The sequence below is a fragment of the Micromonospora sp. NPDC049081 genome, assembly GCF_040648835.1.
GTDB lineage: Bacteria > Actinomycetota > Actinomycetes > Mycobacteriales > Micromonosporaceae > Micromonospora > Micromonospora antibiotica.
The window spans coordinates 393581-411531 of record NZ_JBEZEK010000002.1; the positions used below are offsets into that span (position 1 = coordinate 393581).

14 protein-coding genes are annotated in these 17951 nt (G+C 73.0%); 8 read left to right on the forward strand and 6 right to left on the reverse strand.

What is annotated here, in order from left to right; translation table 11 throughout:
• Nucleotides 1-69 precede the first annotated feature (69 nt).
• The 5 genes from AB0B63_RS05620 to AB0B63_RS05640 all read right to left on the reverse strand — a co-directional run bounded on the left by AB0B63_RS05620 (nucleotide 70) and on the right by AB0B63_RS05640 (nucleotide 7053).
• Nucleotides 70-249, reverse strand: coding sequence for a DUF6104 family protein (locus AB0B63_RS05620; RefSeq protein WP_091241170.1), 180 nt, complete (start codon nucleotides 247-249; stop codon nucleotides 70-72).
• Nucleotides 250-324: 75 nt separating this feature from the next.
• Nucleotides 325-4116 (reverse strand): multifunctional oxoglutarate decarboxylase/oxoglutarate dehydrogenase thiamine pyrophosphate-binding subunit/dihydrolipoyllysine-residue succinyltransferase subunit, encoded by a 3792-nt coding sequence (locus AB0B63_RS05625; RefSeq protein ID WP_357014834.1) that lies wholly within the window; start codon nucleotides 4114-4116, stop codon nucleotides 325-327.
• Between the two features lie 366 nt (nucleotides 4117-4482).
• The gene (locus AB0B63_RS05630) at nucleotides 4483-5307 is read right to left on the reverse strand and encodes an ABC transporter permease (protein WP_208568347.1); all 825 of its coding nucleotides are present in this window, start codon (nucleotides 5305-5307) and stop codon (nucleotides 4483-4485) included.
• Nucleotides 5304-6236 (reverse strand): ABC transporter ATP-binding protein, encoded by a 933-nt coding sequence (locus tag AB0B63_RS05635; RefSeq protein WP_219464502.1) that lies wholly within the window; start codon nucleotides 6234-6236, stop codon nucleotides 5304-5306. The genes AB0B63_RS05630 and AB0B63_RS05635 overlap by 4 nt, the downstream gene beginning before the upstream one ends.
• A gap of 151 nt (nucleotides 6237-6387) precedes the next feature.
• Nucleotides 6388-7053, reverse strand: a complete 666-nt coding sequence (locus AB0B63_RS05640) for a hypothetical protein (RefSeq protein ID WP_357014837.1) — start codon at nucleotides 7051-7053, stop codon at nucleotides 6388-6390.
• A 239-nt stretch (nucleotides 7054-7292) separates the two neighbouring features.
• Here AB0B63_RS05640 and AB0B63_RS05645 point away from each other — a divergent pair, with 239 nt between their 5' ends.
• The 8 genes from AB0B63_RS05645 (at nucleotide 7293) to AB0B63_RS05680 (ending at nucleotide 16071) form a co-directional block, all read left to right on the forward strand.
• Nucleotides 7293-8072, forward strand: coding sequence for a GNAT family N-acyltransferase (locus AB0B63_RS05645; protein WP_208568350.1), 780 nt, complete (start codon nucleotides 7293-7295; stop codon nucleotides 8070-8072).
• Complete coding sequence (locus AB0B63_RS05650; RefSeq protein WP_357014841.1) at nucleotides 8069-8989, forward strand: lysophospholipid acyltransferase family protein; 921 nt, start codon at nucleotides 8069-8071, stop codon at nucleotides 8987-8989. The genes AB0B63_RS05645 and AB0B63_RS05650 overlap by 4 nt, the downstream gene beginning before the upstream one ends.
• A 218-nt stretch (nucleotides 8990-9207) precedes the next feature.
• Nucleotides 9208-10038: a DUF4097 family beta strand repeat-containing protein gene (locus tag AB0B63_RS05655; RefSeq protein WP_357014844.1), complete on the forward strand. Its 831-nt coding sequence runs from the start codon at nucleotides 9208-9210 to the stop codon at nucleotides 10036-10038.
• The gene (locus AB0B63_RS05660) at nucleotides 10035-10637 is read left to right on the forward strand and encodes a PadR family transcriptional regulator (protein ID WP_208568353.1); all 603 of its coding nucleotides are present in this window, start codon (nucleotides 10035-10037) and stop codon (nucleotides 10635-10637) included. The genes AB0B63_RS05655 and AB0B63_RS05660 overlap by 4 nt, the downstream gene beginning before the upstream one ends.
• A gap of 106 nt (nucleotides 10638-10743) precedes the next feature.
• Nucleotides 10744-11445, forward strand: a complete 702-nt coding sequence (locus tag AB0B63_RS05665) for a response regulator transcription factor (RefSeq protein WP_091068807.1) — start codon at nucleotides 10744-10746, stop codon at nucleotides 11443-11445.
• The gene (locus AB0B63_RS05670) at nucleotides 11442-12995 is read left to right on the forward strand and encodes a HAMP domain-containing sensor histidine kinase (RefSeq protein WP_357014847.1); all 1554 of its coding nucleotides are present in this window, start codon (nucleotides 11442-11444) and stop codon (nucleotides 12993-12995) included. Before AB0B63_RS05665 ends, AB0B63_RS05670 begins: the two co-directional genes overlap by 4 nt.
• Nucleotides 12996-13079: 84 nt before the next feature.
• Nucleotides 13080-14768: a trypsin-like peptidase domain-containing protein gene (locus AB0B63_RS05675; RefSeq protein ID WP_357014850.1), complete on the forward strand. Its 1689-nt coding sequence runs from the start codon at nucleotides 13080-13082 to the stop codon at nucleotides 14766-14768.
• A 247-nt stretch (nucleotides 14769-15015) separates the two neighbouring features.
• Nucleotides 15016-16071 (forward strand): glycosyltransferase family 4 protein, encoded by a 1056-nt coding sequence (locus AB0B63_RS05680; RefSeq protein WP_357015159.1) that lies wholly within the window; start codon nucleotides 15016-15018, stop codon nucleotides 16069-16071.
• A 52-nt stretch (nucleotides 16072-16123) separates the two neighbouring features.
• Here the strand turns inward: AB0B63_RS05680 and AB0B63_RS05685 are convergent, their stop codons facing one another.
• The gene (locus AB0B63_RS05685; protein ID WP_357014852.1) at nucleotides 16124-17899 is read right to left on the reverse strand and encodes a serine/threonine-protein kinase; all 1776 of its coding nucleotides are present in this window, start codon (nucleotides 17897-17899) and stop codon (nucleotides 16124-16126) included.
• Nucleotides 17900-17951: the final 52 nt, after the last annotated feature.

Here is a 17951-nt window from a genome sequence, read left to right on the forward strand (position 1 = left end):
CGGTACGGGGGTGGGCCGTCCGCACCCCGCCGTTCCGCCCGCCCCGGGGCCGGCCCGGGGCGGCCCCGGTCAGTCCTCGTCGAGGTCGTCGAGGCGGGCCAGCCAGGTGGCGAAGCGCTCGATCGGCGTCTCGAACTCGGGGTTGAGGTCGACGAAGTCGCGCAGTCGTTCCCCGAGCCACTCCAGGGTCACCTGCTCGTCGCCGCGCCGCTGCACCAGTTCCTCGATGCCACGATCGGTGAAGTACACCGGGCTCCTCGTTCCTTGCTGACGGGCCCGGCCCGCCCCCCTGACAGGGGGGCGGGCCGGGTGGGTCGGAATGGGTCAGGGGCGGGGCAGGGCGGCGTCGATCAGCCCGGTCTGCTCCACCTCGTGCATCTTGGCCGAGCCGACCGCCGGGGCGGCGGCGGCGGGGCGGGAGATGCGACGCAGCCGGACGTCGGCCAGGTGCTCCAGCAGGTTGAGCGCGACGAAGCTCCACGCCCCCTGGTTGGCCGGCTCCTCCTGCACCCAGGCGAAGTCCTCCGCGTTCGGGTACGCCGCCAGCGCGTCGCGGATCTCCTGCACCGGCAGCGGGTATAGCTGCTCGATCCGGATGATCGCGGTGTCGGTGACGCCCCGCTCCTGCCGGGCGGAGAACAGGTCGTAGTAGACCTTGCCCGAGCAGAGCAGCACCCGCTTGACCTGCTCCCGCGCGGGTGCGGCGGTGTCGGCCAGCACCGTGGCGAAGGTGCCGGTGGTGAAGTCCTCCACCGGGCTGACGCAGAGCTTGTGCCGCAGCAGCGACTTGGGCGTGAACACCACCAGCGGCTTGCGCTTGGGCGACAGGGCCTGCCGGCGCAGCAGGTGGAAGTAGTTCGCCGGGGTGGTCGGGATCGCCACCCGCATGTTGTCCTCGGCGCACATCTGCAGGAACCGTTCGGGGCGACCGGAGGTGTGGTCCGGGCCCTGCCCCTCGTGGCCGTGCGGCAGCAGCAGGGTCACCGCGGAACGCTGGCCCCACTTCACCTCGCCGGAGGAGATGAACTCGTCGATCACCGACTGGGCGCCGTTGACGAAGTCACCGAACTGCGCCTCCCAGCAGACCAGCGCGTTGACGTTCTCCACCGAGTAGCCGTACTCGAAGCCCATCGCCGCGTACTCGCTCAGCAGCGAGTCGTGCACGAAGAACCGGGACCGCTCGCCGTCGGCGGTGAGCGTCTTGAGCGGCAGGTAGTCGTCGCCGGTCTTGGCGTCGACGATCGAGGCGTGCCGCTGGACGAAGGTGCCCCGGCGGGAGTCCTGACCGGCGAGCCGGACGGTGACCCCGTCGTGCAGCAGCGAGCCGAAGGCGATGATCTCGCCGTACCCCCAGTCGATGTTGCCCTCGGCGGACATCCTGGCCCGCCGGTCGAGCAACTGCTGGATGCGCTTGTGCGGGGTGAAGCCCTCGGGGAGGTTGACGTGCGCCTCGCCGATCGCCTTGACCACGGCGGCGTCGGTGGCGGTCGCCACCTGCGGCTCCGGCTCGTCCTCGCGGCTGGGCCGGCTGACCTGGCGCGGGGTGGTGGCGGCGTCGCGGGTGGCCTTGAAGACCCGCTCCAGCTGCGACTGGTAGTCGCGCAGCAGCTCCTCGGCGTCCTCGACGGTGATGTCGCCCCGGCCGATCAGCTCCTCGGTGTAGAGCTTGCGGACCGACCGCTTCGAGTCGATGATCTTGTACATCTGCGGGTTGGACATCGACGGGTCGTCGCCCTCGTTGTGCCCGCGCCGCCGGTAGCAGACCATGTCGATCACGACGTCCTTGTTGAACGCCTGCCGGTACTCGAAGGCCAGCCGGGCGACCCGGACCACGGTCTCCGGGTCGTCGCCGTTGACGTGGAAGATCGGCGCCTGGATCATCCGGGCCACGTCGGTGCTGTAGAGGCTGGACCGGCTGTACTCCGGGGCGGTGGTGAAGCCGACCTGGTTGTTGACCACCACGTGCACGGTCCCGCCGGTGCGGTAACCGCGCAGCTGGGACAGGTTGAGCGTCTCGGCGACGACCCCCTGGCCGGCGAACGCGGCGTCACCGTGCACCGCCAACGGCAGCACGGTGTAACCCTCCAGCTTGAGGTCGATCCGGTCCTGCTTGGCCCGGACGATGCCCTCCAGCACCGGGTCCACCGCCTCCAGGTGCGACGGGTTCGCCACCAACGACACCTTGACCGAGTGGTCGCCGGCCGGGGTGGTGAACTTGCCGTTCTGGCCCAGGTGGTATTTCACGTCGCCGGAGCCCTGGGTGGAGCGCGGGTCGAGGTGCCCCTCGAACTCCGAGAAGATCTTCTCGTACGGCTTGCCGACGATGTTGGCCAGCACGTTGAGCCGGCCCCGGTGCGCCATGCCGATGACGACCTCGTCCAGCCCGTCCTCGGCGGACGCCTCCAGCACCTCGCCGAGCAGTGGGATCAGCGACTCGCCGCCCTCCAGCGAGAACCGCTTCTGGCCGACGTACTTGGTCTGCAGGAACGTCTCGAACGCCTCGGCGGCGTTGAGCCGGTTGAGCACGTGCTTCTGCTCGTCGGCGGCCGGCTTCTCGTAGCGGCGCTCGATCCGTTCCTGGATCCAGCGGCGCTCCTCCGGGTCCTGGATGTGCATGTACTCGATGCCGAGCCGACGGCAGTACGAGTCGCGCAGCACGCCGAGGATCTCGCGCAGCTTCATCCGCTGCTTGCCGGCGAAGCCGTTGACCGGGAAGGTGCGGTCCAGGTCCCACAGGGTCAGCCCGTGCTGGAGGACGTCCAGGTCGGGGTGCTTGCGGATGGTGAATTCCAGCGGGTCGGTGTCGGCCATCAGGTGGCCCCGGACCCGGTAGGCGTGGATCAGCTCGTGCACCCGCGCGGTCTTGTTGATCTGGCCCTCGGAGTCGACGGCCACGTCCCGCATCCAGCGCACCGGCTCGTACGGGATGCGCAGCGAGGTGAAGACCTCGTCGTAGAAGCCGCGTTCGCCGAGCAGCAGCTCGTGCATGACCTTGAGGAACTCGCCGGACTGCGCGCCCTGGATGATCCGGTGGTCGTACGTGCTGGTCAGCGTGATGATCTTGCTGACCGCCAGCTCGGCCAGGGTCGCCTCGCTCATCCCCTGGTAGGGCGCGGGGTACTCCATCGCGCCGACCCCGATGATCGCGCTCTGCCCCTGCATCAGCCGGGGGATCGAGTGCACCGTGCCGATGCCGCCGGGGTTGGTCAGCGAGATCGTGGTGCCGCTGTGGTCCTCCATGGTCAGCTCGTTGCGACGGGCCCGCCGGACCACGTCCTCGTACGCCTGCCAGAACTGCCGGAAGTCCATCTGCTCGCAGCCCTTGATGGACGGCACCACCAGGTTGCGGGAGCCGTCGGGCTTGGTCAGGTCGATGGCGATGCCCAGGTTGACGTGCTCCGGGCGGACCATCGCCGGCTTGCCGTCGACCTCGGCGAAGGAGTTGTTCAGCTCCGGGTGCTCGACCACGGCCCGGACCAGCGCGTACCCGATCAGGTGGGTGAAGCTCACCTTGCCACCGCGCCCCCGGGCGAGGTGGTTGTTGATCACGATGCGGTTGTCGACCAGCAGCTTGGCCGGCACGGCGCGCACGCTGGTGGCGGTCGGCACGGACAGCGAGGCGTCCATGTTCTGCACGATCCGGGCGGCCACCCCGCGCAGCGGCGTGGTGCCCGCGGCGCTGGCCGCCGGTGCCTTCGCCGGGGCGGGCTTCTCGGTCGACGCCGGCTTGCCGGCGGACCTGGTGGCCGACTTCGTGGCGGTGGCCGGCTTGGGGGCGGTGGCCGGCTCCGTGGTCGCGGTCGGTGCGGCAGCGCCGGTCGGCTTCGCGGTCGTGGTCGGCTTCGCGCCGGCCGCCGGAGCCTTCGCTGCCGGTTCGGCCGTGGTGGCTGCGGCCGGCTCCGGCGCTGCGGCCGGTTGGGGCGACGCGGCCCTACCGTCGGCCGGGCGCGGTGTCGCGGCGCCCGGGGCCGGTCGGTAGTCGGTGAAGAAGTCGTGCCAGGCCGAGTCGACGCTTGATGGGTCGGCGAGGTAGCGCTGGTACATCTCCTCGACGATCCACTCGTTCGGGCCGAAACCCGCCAGTGGGTTCTCCTGCGAAGTCTGCTGGGTCGACACGGCCGGTAATCGCCTCTTTCACGCGGGTTTGTGTGTCACGCGGTGCCGCCGTCATGCGAAGTGTCGTGGGACGGAGACGAGTCCCAGGCTACGCCGTGAAAATACGATAGGCATTTCCGCCTCGGCCAGGTGGTCCTTTTCACAAAAATTGTAGGAAGTCAATCAGCTCTTCGTGTCCACCTGGCTCCGGACTGTTCTGATGATCCGGAGCAGAGCCGGCCGGTCACCCGCGCCGGGCGGGCTCCCTGCTCCCATCCGGGCCTCCCGGTTTCCATCCGGGCCTCCCGGCTGGGGGCACCGGGCGGAGACGGAACGACCCGGCGTGACGGTCGTCACGCCGGGCCGGGCCGGTCGGAGCGCGGTCGGTCAGGAGATGTCCCGCCGCCGCATGGTGAGCGTGCCGATCGCGCCGGCCACCACCGCGTACCCGATCAGGACCACCGCGCCCGCCCAGCGGGGCGGGTTGCCGGGGATCTCGGTCCCGCTGACCATCAGCGACGATGCCAGCGACGGCACCAGCACCTGGAGGTCGTTGATCCAGTCACCCCAGCGGGCGGCCAGGATGCTGATCGCGATGGCCGCGCCGACCGCGCCACCCAGGTAGAGCAGGATGCCGGTGACGGTGGCACCGATCTGGCTGCGGATCAGCACCCCGATCCCGACGCCGAGCACCGACCAGAGCAGATAGGCCAGGCCGTTGAGCGCGGTGGCCCGCCAGACCGCGCCGCTGCCGAGCTGGGAGCCCAGGTCGACGCTGCTCATCACCAGTGCCCCGAAGATCAGGTTGAACCCGGTGGTGACCAGCCAGAACAGCACGGCCAGGACGGCCGCGGCGGCCAGCTTGGCCAACATCACCGCGGTGCGGTGCGGCACGGTGAGGAAGGTGGTGGTGACCGTCTGGTGGAAGAACTCGCTGGTCACCACGATGATGCCGAGCAGCATCACGATCATCAGACCGAAGAACTGCCCGTTGGTGTAGACGTTGGCGGCCAGGCTGTCCACCGACTGCGCGGCCTGGATCTGGTCGGCCTGGTCGGCCGGCACGTCGCCGAAGTTGTTGTTGGCCAGCGCGTCGGTCTGCAACCAGTTGATCAGGGCGGTGAGTGCCCACAGCGGCACCGTGATCAGGCCGAAGATCCACCACGTGCTGGTGGTGCGGATCTTCAGCAGCTCGGATCGGACCAGGTTCATCGGATGCCCGCCTTCCCGGCCGTCAGCTCCAGGAAGACCCGTTCCAGGTCGGGTCGTTCCGGGGTCAGTTCGTGCAGCTCGACCTTCGCGGCCAGCGCGGCCCGACCGATCGCCGGGGCCTCCAGCCCGCTGACCAGCAGCACACCGTGCTCGTCGGTCTCCACCGTCGCGGACTGCTCACGCAGCGCCACGGTCAACTCCTCGGCCTGCGGGGTACGCACCCGCACCCGGCCGCCCTGCGCCATCGAGCCGAGCACCTGCTCCACCGGCCCCTGCCGGATCAGCTTGCCGGCCGCGATGATCACCACGTCGTCGGCGAGGAGCTGCATCTCGGACAGCAGGTGGCTGGAGACCAGCACCGTACGCCCCTCGTGGGCCAGCCCCTTGAGGAAGCCCCGCATCCAGCGGATGCCCTCCGGGTCCAGACCGTTGGCCGGCTCGTCGAGGATCAGCACCCGGGGGTTGCCGAGCATCGCGGCGGCGATACCGAGCCGCTGCTTCATGCCCAGCGAGTACCCCTTGAACTTGCGCTTCGCCGCCGGAGTGAGCCCGACCAGGGCCAGCGCCTCGTCGGCCCGGCTCTTCGGCAGGCCCGCCGCCGCACAGATCACCCGCAGGTGATTGATCCCGGTACGACCCTTGTGCGCGCTGGACGCCTCCAGCACCGCGCCCACGTGCCGCAGCGGGTCGGTCAGGTCGGCGTACCGCTGGCCGCCGATCGTCGCCGTGCCACCGCTCGGGGTGACCAGGTTCAGCAGCATCCGCAGAGTGGTCGTCTTACCCGCCCCGTTCGGGCCGAGGAAGCCGGTCACCCGGCCGGATTCGACCGTGAAGGACAGGTTGTCGACCGCCCGTACGTTCTTGTACTGCTTGGTCAGTCCGGACACGACGATCTGGCCGGTGCTGGGGCTCCACTGCCCGTCGGACATCGTTCTCCTCCCGTGCGGCGGCGCCTCGCGCGCCGCAGTCTGCGGCGTCGTTACGCAACGCGCCGCTGACCAGCCTGACTGGCCTGGTCAAGATATGCCATCAGCCCGGGTCGGTAAGTCGTGCTCCGTCTCAGGCAGGAGGCGGTCGTCCTCAGGGACGAGACACGGGCGGCAGCGCCACCCAGGTGGCGCGGGCCCGACCGAGCAACGCGCCGGCGCTGCCGTAGAGGCTGGTGTGCACCACCGCCAGCCGTCCCTCCGCGGTGATCACCTTACCGGTGACCACGCACTCCTCACCCGGTTCGGGCAGCGCGTCGAGCGCCACGGCGATCCGGCCCAGCACGTACGGCCGGCCGGGGGCGATCACCGCCCAGCCCCCGGGGCAGTCCAGCGCCGCCCAGGCGGTCGGTGCGGTCACCCGTCGGGGGGTACGCCACGACGCGGCGGTCCGGCCGTCGGGCAGCCGACCGGGAAAGATCCGCAGCCCGTCCGGGTGCTCCGGGCCGCAGACGTAACAGCCGGGGAAGGGGTGGTCGACCAGTCCCGGGTAGCCGGCCGAGGCGGCACGTGCGGTCACCGGGTCCACCGGGGCGACCGGGTCGGGCAGGTCGCCGGCCGGGCGTACCTCGGCGACCAGGTGCCCGTCGGGGTCGTACACGTCGCCGTCGGTGAGGGTGAGCGGGGTGTCCAGCGGCGGCGGACGACGCAGCGTCACCTCGACGGGCCGGTCCGTGTCGTACGCCCCGGCGAAGACCCCGGCGCTCCACCCGCCGTTGCCCGAACCGGGCGGGCCGTTGTACCGGGATTCGATGATCATCGCCACTCCGCACGTCGTCGTCCGCCCCGGACGGCCGGACGCCCGCAGGCAGCCTCGCACGCCCCGCCCGCACCACGGCACGCGCGCCGCCGGACCCGGGGCCCACCCGACTGCCGACCGGCACCCGGGCCGGCCCGGCGCCCCGCAGGTCACTGCGGGGCCGGCCCGCCGACCGGCGTTCACCGGATCGACACCCGTCAGGCGGGGGCCCGGCCACCCGGGGCACCTACACAGGTCCCATGGCTGTTCTGCATGCCGCTGGCGCACCCCTGACGACCAGTGGATACACCCTGCTGATCGCCGACGACCCGACCCAGGTCGCGGCAGCGCAACGCCTGCGCCACGAGGTGTTCGCCACCGAACTCGGCGCGACCCTGCGTCCGGATGCCGCCGGACTGGACACCGACGACCTCGACGCCCACTGCGACCACCTGATCGTCCGTGAGGAGCGCACCGGCGCGGTGGTCGGCACCTACCGGCTGCTGCCACCGGGCCGCACCGAACGTCGGTACGCCGCCGGGGAGTTCGACCTGACCGCGCTGGACCCGCTGCGTGACCTGCTGGTCGAGACCGGGCGTTCCTGCGTCCACCCGGACCACCGCTCCGGCGCGGTGATCAACCTGATGTGGGCCGGGCTGACCCGCTACCTGCACCTGCGCGGCTCCAACTGGCTGGGCGGCTGCGCCTCGGTGCCGGTCGACGACGGTGGCCGGGCCGCCGCGCAGGCGTGGGCGCTGGGCCGCGCCGGTCACCTGGCCCCGCCGCTGCTGCGGGTCCGCCCGCTGCGGCCCTGGTTCGCCGAGCCGGGCGCGGCGGCGGCGGAGACCGCCACCGGGGACTCCGCCGGGCGGGCACTGGTCCCGCCGCTGCTGCGCGGCTACCTGCGGCTGGGCGCGTGGATTGCCGGGGAGCCGGCGTACGACCCCGACTTCCGCTGCGCCGACTTCTACGTGCTGTTCGCACTCGACCGGATGAACCCGCGCTACCTGCGGCACTTCCTGGGCGGGGCGGCACGGTGAGCGCCGAACTGTGGCGGCCGACCGCCGGCTGCGGCCCGGACTGCCTGCCGGGGGCGCGGCGGGTGGAGGTGTCGCCCGGGCGGCAGGTGGCCCGACTGCTGGGCGTGCTCGGGATGCTGCTGGTCGGGGCCGTCCTGGTCGTACTGCTGCCGGTGCTGCCGACGGCGGGGCGGGCGGCGGCACTGCGGGGCTGGGCCCGGTGGACCGCCGGTGCGCTCGGGGTGCGGCTGGCGGTACGCGGGCGGCTGCCCCGGCGGCGGGCGCTGCTGGTCGCCAACCACGTCTCCTGGCTGGACATCCTCGCGGTGCTGACGGTCGCTCCGGCCCGGCTGCTGGCCAAGCGGGAGGTGCGGAACTGGCCGCTGCTCGGGCTGCTGGCCCGCGCCGGGGGCGCACTCTTCGTGGACCGGTCGCGACCCCGGGACCTGCCCCGCACGGTGGACCGGCTCGCGGCGACGCTGCGGGCCGGTCACCCGGTCGCGGTCTTCCCCGAGGGTACGACCTGGTGCGGCGTCGCTCCCTCGGCCGGCTGCCGACCGTCCCGGGGATTCCGGCCGGCGGTCTTCCAGGCGGCGATCGACGCCCGGGTCCCCGTGGTGCCGCTGCGGATCAGCTACCGCTCTGCTGCCACCGGGGCGACGACCACCGCCGCCGCCTTCCTCGGTGACGAGACCCTGTGGCGCTCGGTGCGTCGGGTGCTGGCCGCCCGGGACCTGGTGGTGCACGTCGCGGTGACCGCCGCCCTGCACCCGGCCCCCGGCGCGGACCGTCGGCTGCTGGCCCGGGCCGCCGAGTCGGCCGTGCACCTGCTCCCGCCCCGTCCGCCCGCCGGCCGTCCCACCCTCGCGCCCGTGCCCCTGGTCGGGTCGTCCGTGCCTGAGTCGGCGGTCGGGGAGAGGCTCGGCCTGGCCGCCTGACCGGCGGGGTCGGGAGGGGGTGCTGACTGCCGGCCCGACCGGGGGAAGGGGGAGGGTTCGCGACGCGGGAGAAAGGGGGCGCGGGAGGGTTCGCGACGGGAGGTGGAGAGGGACGGGTTCGCGACTCGCGACAGTCTTGTCCTATCGCGATGTATCGCGTTACGCTCTCCTCGTGAAGTGACGCGGCTACCGGCCGCGACCCACCCGAGGGAGGCGTCATGGCCAGCTGGACGGTCGACAAACCACAACGAATCACCATCGAGGAGCCGGTCACCCGGCTCGACGTCCGGCTGATCACCGGGCGGCTCAACGTGGTCGGCACCGACGGTCCGGTCCGGGTCGACGTCACCCGGATCAGCAGCCGACCCGTCATCGTCGAGCACCGCGACGGGGTGCTCCGGGTCGGCCACGAGCGCCACCCCCGCTGGCCCGGGGTGCTCTGGTGGCTCGGGCAGCTCGGTCGCCGGTTCCGCGCCGAGGTGTCCATCGCCGTCCCGGCCGACATCCTGGCCGACCTGCACCTGATCAGCGGGTCGCTGGTCGCCTCCGGGCTGGTCAACGACACCACCGTGAACGTCACCTCCGGGCAGGTCACCCTGATGGGCCTGGCCGGGCGTACCAACGCGCGGATCGTCTCCGGCCCGGTCGAGGCCCTCGGGGTCACCGGTGAGCTGACCCTCGACACGGTCTCCGGCGAGGTGACCCTCGCCGAGAGCGCGGCCGGCCGGGTGCACGCCAACACCGTCTCCGGGGCGATCACCTGCGACCTGGACAACCCCCGGCGCAGCGAGATCCGACTCACCACCATCTCCGGGCCGATCACCGTCCGGGTCCGCGAGGACAGCGACCTCTCCGTCCACCTGCACACCACCTCCGGGCGGATCACCAGCGGCTTCCCGCAGGTCGGCGGCGGCGTCGGGGTCGGCCCGGTCAAGGACAGCCACGGGGTGCTCGGGGCGGGCGAGGGTAAGCTCTGGGCGTCCGCGACGTCCGGCAGCATCGCGCTGCTCGCCCGGCCGGTGGACGCCGACCAGGAGGAGCTGCCGTGACCGCCGTGTTCAGTCACGGGCGGCTGCGCCTCTATCTGCTCCGGCTGCTCGACGACGGCCCCAAGCACGGCTACGAGCTGATCCGGCTGCTGGAGGAGCGTTTCCTCGGCCTGTACGCGCCCAGCGCCGGCACCATCTATCCCCGGCTGCAGCGGCTGGAGGCCGACGGCCTGGTCACCCACACCGCCGCCGGTGGCCGCAAGGTCTACGAGATCACCGAGGCCGGCCGGGCCGAGCTACGCCAGCGCGCCGCCGAGGTGACCACCCTGGAATCCGACATCACCGCCTCGGTGGAGGACCTGTCCGCGTTGGCCGGGGAGATCCAGACCGAGGTACGCGGCTCGGTGCGCGACCTCAAGCGCGAGCTGCGCGAGGCGACCCGGCAGGCCCGCTGGGACCTGCCGGCACCCGCCCCGACGCCCCGCCCGGCGGCCCCGGGGGAGTCCCCCCTGCTGGCCGATTTCGACAAGCGGCTGGCCGAGTTCACCGTCGAGGTCGGCTCGCTGGTCCGGGCCGGGCGGCTCAGCGACGTCCAGCTGCGTACCGCGATCCGGGTCCTCGACGGCGCGTTGGACGGGCTGCGCCGGCTGCTGCGCTGACCAACCGGGCCGGGGTGGCGGCCGTCCGGGCCGGGCTGGCGGCTTCACAGGGATTTTGCAGGAACCGTCCAGCACTGGCGCAGCGACATCACGGATGATGGCCAGCATGGCCGCTACCCAGACTGAGGCGCGACTGCTCGTCGTCGAGGACGACCCCAACATCCTCGAACTGCTCTCCGCCAGCCTCCGCTTCGCGGGGTTCGACGTGGCGACCGCCACCAGCGGCAGCGCGGCCCTGCACGCGGCCAAGGACCACCGCCCCGACCTGGTGGTGCTCGACGTGATGCTGCCCGACCTGGACGGCTTCGAGGTCATCCGGATGCTCCGGGAGGGCGGCACGCGTACCCCGGTGGTGTTCCTGACCGCCCGGGACGCCACCGACGACAAGATCCGGGGGCTCACCCTGGGCGGCGACGACTACGTCACCAAGCCGTTCAGCCTGGAGGAGCTGACCGCCCGCATCCGGGCGGTGCTGCGACGCACCGCGACCGGTGAGCAGGCCCCGTCCCGGCTCACCTTCGCCGACCTGGAGCTGGACGAGGAGACCCACGAGGTACACCGGGCCGGCCAGCGGGTGCAGCTCTCGCCGACCGAGTTCAAGCTGCTGCGTTACCTGATGCTCAACGCCAACCGGGTGCTGTCCAAGGCGCAGATCCTCGACCACGTGTGGAACTACGACTTCCGGGGCGACGACAACATCGTCGAGTCCTACATCTCCTATCTGCGCCGCAAGGTCGACAACACCCAGCCCCGCCTGATCCACACCCTGCGCGGCGTGGGCTACGTCCTGCGCAAGCCGGCGGCGTGAGCCCGCTCGACGAGGCGAAAGGGCGGATCCGGAGCGTTCCGCTGCGGGTCAAGCTGGTCGCGGCGGTCCTCACCCTGGTGGCCGTCGCCCTCGTGGTGATCAGCTCGCTGACCACGTACTTCCTGCGCGAGTACCTGATCGGGCAGGTCGACGGGGAGTTGCAGTCGGCAAGCGTCCAGGTCGGCCGGGAGCTGCCCAACCTGGAGAGCGGACGGGTCAGGGCCGCGCTGCCCACCGACTACGTCGTCGCGCTCGCCGACGAGGACACCTCCCGGTTCATCGGGTACGACCCGGCGCTCGAACCGGACGACCTTCCCCCGGTGCCGGCGGACCTGCCCGGGTTCCGGGCTGACGAGGGCGAACCGTTCACGGTCCGGTCCCAGGACGGCCGGGAACGGTGGCGGATGCTCTACCGGGAGCTGTCCGACGGCCGGGTCCTCGCCGTCGGGCAGCACCTCACCGACGTCGACCTGGCCGTCAAGCGGCTGATCTGGATAGACATGCTGGTCGGCGGGGCGGTGCTGATCCTGCTCGCCTCGATCGGCGCGGCCATCGTGCGGACCAGCCTGAAACCGCTCGTGGAGATCGAACGGACGGCGGCGGCGATCGCCGGCGGCGACCTCACCCGCCGGGTGCCCGACCCCGAGGAGGGGCAGGAGTGCGCCACCTCCGAGCTGGGCCGGCTCTCCCGGGCGTTGAACGCGATGCTGGCCCAGATCGAGGCCGCCTTCACCGCCCGCGCCGCCTCGGAGATGGCCGCCCGTACGGCCGAGGCCGGCGCCCGGGACGCGGCGCACGCCGCGCTGGCGTCGGAGGCCCGCGCCCGCCGGTCGGAGGAGCGGATGCGGCAGTTCGTCGCGGACGCCTCGCACGAACTGCGTACCCCGCTGACCACCATCCGGGGCTTCGCCGAGCTGTACCGGCAGGGCGCCGCCCGCGCCCCGGAGCAGACCGCCGACCTGCTGCGCCGCATCGAGGACGAGGCGGCCCGGATGGGGCTGCTGGTGGAGGACCTGCTGCTGCTCGCCCGGCTGGACCGGGAACGACCGCTGTCGCTGGCCCCGGTGGAGCTACCGGTGCTCGCCTCCGACGCGGTCGAGGCGGCCCGGGTGGTCGCTCCGCAACGGCGCATCGAGCTGGAGATCGCGTCGGGCTCCGGCCCGCTGGTGGTGCACGCCGACGACGCCCGGCTGCGGCAGGTGATCGGCAACCTGATGACCAACGCGCTGACCCACACCCCGCCGGAGGCGTCGGTGACCCTGCGACTGCGTTCCGAGGCCGGGAACCTGGCCGTGGTGGAGGTGGCCGACACCGGGCCGGGGCTCGCCCCGGAGCAGGCCGAGCGGGTCTTCGAGCGGTTCTACCGGGCCGACGCGGCCCGGACCCGCCGGGCCAGCGGGATCACCAGCACCGGGCTGGGGCTGGCCATCGTCGCCGCCCTGGTCACCGCGCACCAGGGCACGGTGGAGGTGGCCGAGACGCCCGGCGGCGGGGCGACCTTCCGGGTCCGGCTGCCGCTGCTGTCCGAGTCCGGCGGTGACGGTGAGTGATCCCACTCCGGGCCGGGAGTGGCTTTCAGAAAACTTCCAGGGGGATTCCAGGCTGGTGACAGTGGCACAGGGAAAACTAGTGGCATGACCGAGTTCGAGACCGACCCGCAGCGTCGGCCGGCTGCCACCGACGCCGAGCCGTCGCACCCCTCCGCCGAGCCGTCCCGCGTCGAGCGCGGCGAGTCCGACACCACCGCCTCTCCGGGCGGCACCGCCTCCCCTGGCACCACCGCCGCCGGCACCGCGGGGGCGCCGGCCGGCACATCCCACCACCCCGGATCGTCGTACGCGCCACCGTCGTCGCCGTACGCGCCGCCCGCCGCGAGCGCGTACCCGCAGTCGTCGTACCAGCCTGCGGCGGCCTCCGGTGACCAGGCGTACCGGCCCGGCTATCCGGCGTCCACCGGCTACCCGCAGGCGGGGCAGTACCCGTCGGCCGGTTACCCGCAGCCTGGCCAGCACCAGTCCGGCTGGGCCGGCGGCTACCCCGGCCAGCACCGCCCCGGCCAGCCGGGCGCGGCGGCGCAGTCCGCCGGTTATCCCGGTTCCGCCGTCGGCGGTCAGCCGGGTGCCGGTTACCCCGGCCAGCCCGGCGCGCAGTCGTCCGGGGGTTACCCGGGGCAGCCGTCCGCCGGCTACCCGGGTCAGCCCGGCCCCGGCGGGCCGCAGCAGCCCGGCCAGCCGGCCCCGCCGTGGGCGTCCGGCCCGGCGCCGCAGGCCGGCAGGGTGGCCAAGTTCGTCGGCGCGGGGGTGGCGGTCTTCGCCCTGATGCTCGGTTCGGGCGTGGCCGGCGGGGCGCTCGCCCTGGCGGTCGACGGCGACGGGGGCGGCATCACCCGCAACTACTCGGCCGCCCCCGTGATCAACAGCGCCGACCTGCCGAAGATCGCCGCCTCGGTGCAGGACAGCGTGGTCTCGATCATGACCGACAGCGGCGAGGGATCGGGCGTGGTCCTCAGCTCCGACGGTTTCGTGCTGACCAACAACCACGTGGTCGCGTCCGCCTCCGGCAAGACCGTCCGGGTGGTGTTCGCCAACGGCCAGTCCGCCCCCGCCGAGATCCGCGGCACCGACCCGAAGACCGACCTCGCGGTGGTCAAGACCAGCGGCCTGGACAACCTCAAGGCGGCGAAGTTCGGCGACAGCGACGCCATGCAGGTGGGCGACCAGGTGCTCGCCCTGGGCAGCCCGCTCGGTCTGCAGGGTTCGGTGACGGCCGGCATCCTCAGCGCCCGGGACCGCACCATCCAGGCCGGCAGCGGCGACAGCCCGCAGCAGGCCCCGCAGGGTGGCGCCAGCTCGATCTCCGGCCTGCTCCAGACCGACGCCCCGATCAACCCGGGCAACTCCGGCGGCGCGCTGGTCAACACCCGGGGCGAGGTGATCGGCATCAACACCGCCATCGCCACCGCCGGGCAGGGCAGCACCGGCAACATCGGGGTCGGCTTCGCCATCCCGAGCAACAAGGCCAAGAACGTCGCCGAGAAGCTCCAGCGGGGTGAGAAGGTCAGCCACCCGTCCCTCGGCGTCAGCGTCAACGCGGCCGAGGACGGCGGGGCCCTGGTGGCCGCCGTCACCGGGGGCAGCGCCGCCGAGAAGGCCGGCATCCAGCGGGGCGACGTGATCACCAGGTTCGGCGACAAGGTGATCAACGACTCCAACGATCTGGTCGGCGCGGTGCAGGCCGGCAAGGTCGGCGACCGGGTCCAGGTGACCTACAAGCGAAATGGTACGGAGGCGACTGCAACCGTGACGCTCGCCGAGACGTCATAGTCCTCAGACCTACCTCCTCCGGGCGGCGGGCGGCGGAGCCAAGGGGGTTGGCTCCACCGCCCGCCGCCGTACGCACCCCGGTCGGGCCCCACCCGACCGGGGTGCGTTTGGTTGTCCGGCCAGCGGGAAATCGCCGCCGATCCCGGGTCGGGACGAGGTTCCGTAGCGGGACAACGGGGGAGGATTCGTGGCCGTGACCCACCGTCCGTCGGAACGCCCACCGTCCGGGCCGCCACTGCGGATCGCGATGCTCGTTCCGCCCTGGCTGTCGGTGCCGCCGCCCGGGTACGGCGGGCTGGAGCAGGTGGTGCACGGGCTGGTCGACATGCTGGCCAGCCACGGCCACCAGGTGACCCTCTTCGGCGCGGGCCGGCAGCACGGCACCGCCGCCGACTTCGTCTCCACCATCGACGAGGTGCAGTACGACCGGCTCGGTGAGTCGCTGCCGGAGCTCGCCCACCTGGCGCGGGCCAACCAGTTGATCTCTGCCGCCGACTTCGACGTGATCCACGACCACACCACGATCGGGCCGCTGGTCGCCGGCCGGCGTGCGGTGCCCACCGTGGCGACCGTGCACGGCAACCCGGTCGGCGAGTACGGCGCGGTGCTCAGCGACACCGACCACGGGGTGGGCCTGGTGGCGATCTCCCACGCCCAACGGCGGGCCAACCCCGGCCTGCCCTGGGTCGGCACGGTGCACAACGCCCTCAACGCCCGGGACGTGCCGACCAAGCGGCAACCCGGCCGGGGCCCGGTGCTCTGGCTGGCCCGGTTCAGCCCGGACAAGGGCCCCGACACGGCGATCCGGGCCTGCCGGGCGGCCGGCCTGCCGCTCACCCTGGCCGGCAAGTGCAACGAGCCGGCCGAGCGCCACTACTTCGCCGAGGTGGTCCAGCCGATGCTGGGCGACGACGTCGACGTGATCATGAACGCCGACCGGGAGGCGACCCTGCGGTTACTGGTCGACGCCCGCTGCCTGATCATGCCGATCCAGTGGGAGGAACCGTTCGGCATGGTGATGGTGGAGGCCATGGCGACCGGCACACCGGTGGTGGCGCTACGCCGGGGCGCGGTGCCGGAGGTGGTGGTCGACGGGGTGACCGGACTGGTCCGCGACCGGGCCGAGGAGCTGCCGGCGGCCCTGCGCGAGGTGGTCCGGCTCGACCCGGCGGCCTGCACCGCCCACGTGGCCGACAACTTCTCCACCGGGCGGATGGCGCGCGGCTACGAGGCGATCTACCGGGCCGTGGCACTCGGCGTGGCCCCGCCCGTGCGCCGGCCCGTCGCACTGCGTACCCGCTGAGCGGGGTGCGGGGCGGTGCAGCGGACGGTGGTTCCGGTGCCGGCGTAGGGCGTCAGACGGCGGTCGCGGCCAGTTTCCGGGCGGCGGCTTCGAGTTGCCGGCCGTACGCCGCGGTGATGCCACCCTCGTCGATCCGGCGGGTGACCTTCTCACGGAGCGCGGTCGCCTGCGCGGGCACGTCGGCCTGGCCCTCGGCGGCGGACCGGGTCAGGTTGGCGAGCACGTTACGCAGGTCCAGGCCGACGTCCTCGCGGACCTCGCCGGTGCGGACCCCGTCGTCGATCAGCTGACGCATCCGGTCGGCCGCCTCGGTCAACCCGCCGCCGCCCTGCCCGCCGTCGGGGGTGGTGGTGGGCTGTGGGCGGGGCGGTGTGGGCGTCGTGGTGGCCCGCCGGGGCGCCGGCTGCGCGGTGGGGTCCGCCGGTGGCTGGGTGCGCGGCGGCGACGGCTCCGTCGCCGGGGCCTCGGTCTGCCGGGCGACCGGCGGGGTGGTGTGGGTCCCCGGCTCCAGCAGCGGGGCGAGCAGGAGGACCGCCGCGACGGTGAACACCACCAGCGCGCCCACCGCCACCAACGGCCGCCGCGACGGCGGCAGCTCCGGCTCCGGCTCGTCGGGCCCGGTCGCCGCACGACCGTTCCCCGTGCCGCCGCCACCTGCGCCACCGTTGGCCGTGCCACCTGCGCCACCCGCGCCGTTGTTCGCCGCGCCGTAGGCGGTGTGCCGGCCGTCCGCCGCGCCGGGGCCCGGCGGTCCGCCTGCGGGGGACCGGTCGCCGGACCCCGCCCCGGCCAGCTCGGCCCCCGGGATGCCGGTGCCGGCCGCACCGCCAGGACCCGCGCCGACGCCGGAAGCCGCACCGACGCCGGCCACTGCGCCCACGCCCGACGCCGCGCCGCCGCCGCCCGCCGCGCCGACGCCCGACGCCGCGCCCGGCGTGCCGGCCAGTGCGGGCAGGGTGACCGTGGGGGAGAGCATGGTGGCCGCCTGCGGATCACCGGGCAGCAGCTGGTCCCGCAGCGCGGTGGCGACCTGGTGCGCGGTCGGCCGCTCGTGCGGGTCCCGGGCCAGGCAGCGCAGGCAGACGTCCACCACCACCGGAGGCAGCCCCGGTACGCCGTCCAGCGACGGCGGTGTCTCGTCGACGATCGCGTCGGCGAGCTGTTCCCAGGTCTCCGCCGGGTACGGCGGATGGCCGGTCAGCGTCTCGTAGAGCAGTACGCCCAGGGAGTAGACGTCGGTCGACGGCTGGGCCGGTGCCCCGTCCAGGCGTTCCGGGGCCACGTACGCCGGGGTGCCGAAGGTGCCCCCGTCCTCGTCGTCGTCGGGGGTGCCGACCTGGGTGGCGATGCCGAAGTCGAGCACCTTCGCCCCGACCCGGGTCATCATCACGTTCGCCGGGGTGATGTCCCGGTGCACGATGCCCAGCCGGTGCGCCGCCGCCAACGCCTCGGCGACCTGGGCGCCCACCTCGACCGCCTCCGGCCAGGGCAGCGGACCCTCGCTCAGCCGGTGCTCCAGCTCCTCGCCGGTGAGCAGCTCCATCACCACGAACGAGGTGATCTCGCCGTCCGGGGCGAGCGCCTCGCCGTAGTCGTGCACCGCGGTCACGTGCGGGTGGACCAGTTGGGCGGCCGACCGGGCCTCCTCGCGGACCATGTCCCGGAAGCGGGCGTCGGCGGCCAGCGACGGCGCGAGCACCTTGACCGCGACGACCCGGTCCAGCACCTCGTCGCGGGCCCGCCAGATCACCGACATCCCGCCGGCCCCGATCCTGTCGAGGAGCCGGTACCTGCGGGCCAGCAACCTACCGGCGTTCAGGGCTGCCATCAGTGTTCGCACCTGCCTGGGGTTCGGGGTGGTGTCAGGTTGCGCGAATGTG

Coding starts and splice junctions, on each gene's coding strand:
- AB0B63_RS05675 (WP_357014850.1), top strand. CDS start 13,080: ATGACCGAGTTCGAGACCGACCCGCAGCGTCGGCCGGCTGCCACCGAC.
- AB0B63_RS05635 (WP_219464502.1), bottom strand. CDS start 6,236: ATGTCCGACGGGCAGTGGAGCCCCAGCACCGGCCAGATCGTCGTGTCC.
- AB0B63_RS05655 (WP_357014844.1), top strand. CDS start 9,208: ATGGCCAGCTGGACGGTCGACAAACCACAACGAATCACCATCGAGGAG.
- AB0B63_RS05685 (WP_357014852.1), bottom strand. CDS start 17,899: ATGGCAGCCCTGAACGCCGGTAGGTTGCTGGCCCGCAGGTACCGGCTC.
- AB0B63_RS05665 (WP_091068807.1), top strand. CDS start 10,744: ATGGCCGCTACCCAGACTGAGGCGCGACTGCTCGTCGTCGAGGACGAC.
- AB0B63_RS05630 (WP_208568347.1), bottom strand. CDS start 5,307: ATGAACCTGGTCCGATCCGAGCTGCTGAAGATCCGCACCACCAGCACG.
- AB0B63_RS05640 (WP_357014837.1), bottom strand. CDS start 7,053: ATGATCATCGAATCCCGGTACAACGGCCCGCCCGGTTCGGGCAACGGC.
- AB0B63_RS05680 (WP_357015159.1), top strand. CDS start 15,016: ATGCTCGTTCCGCCCTGGCTGTCGGTGCCGCCGCCCGGGTACGGCGGG.
- AB0B63_RS05645 (WP_208568350.1), top strand. CDS start 7,293: ATGGCTGTTCTGCATGCCGCTGGCGCACCCCTGACGACCAGTGGATAC.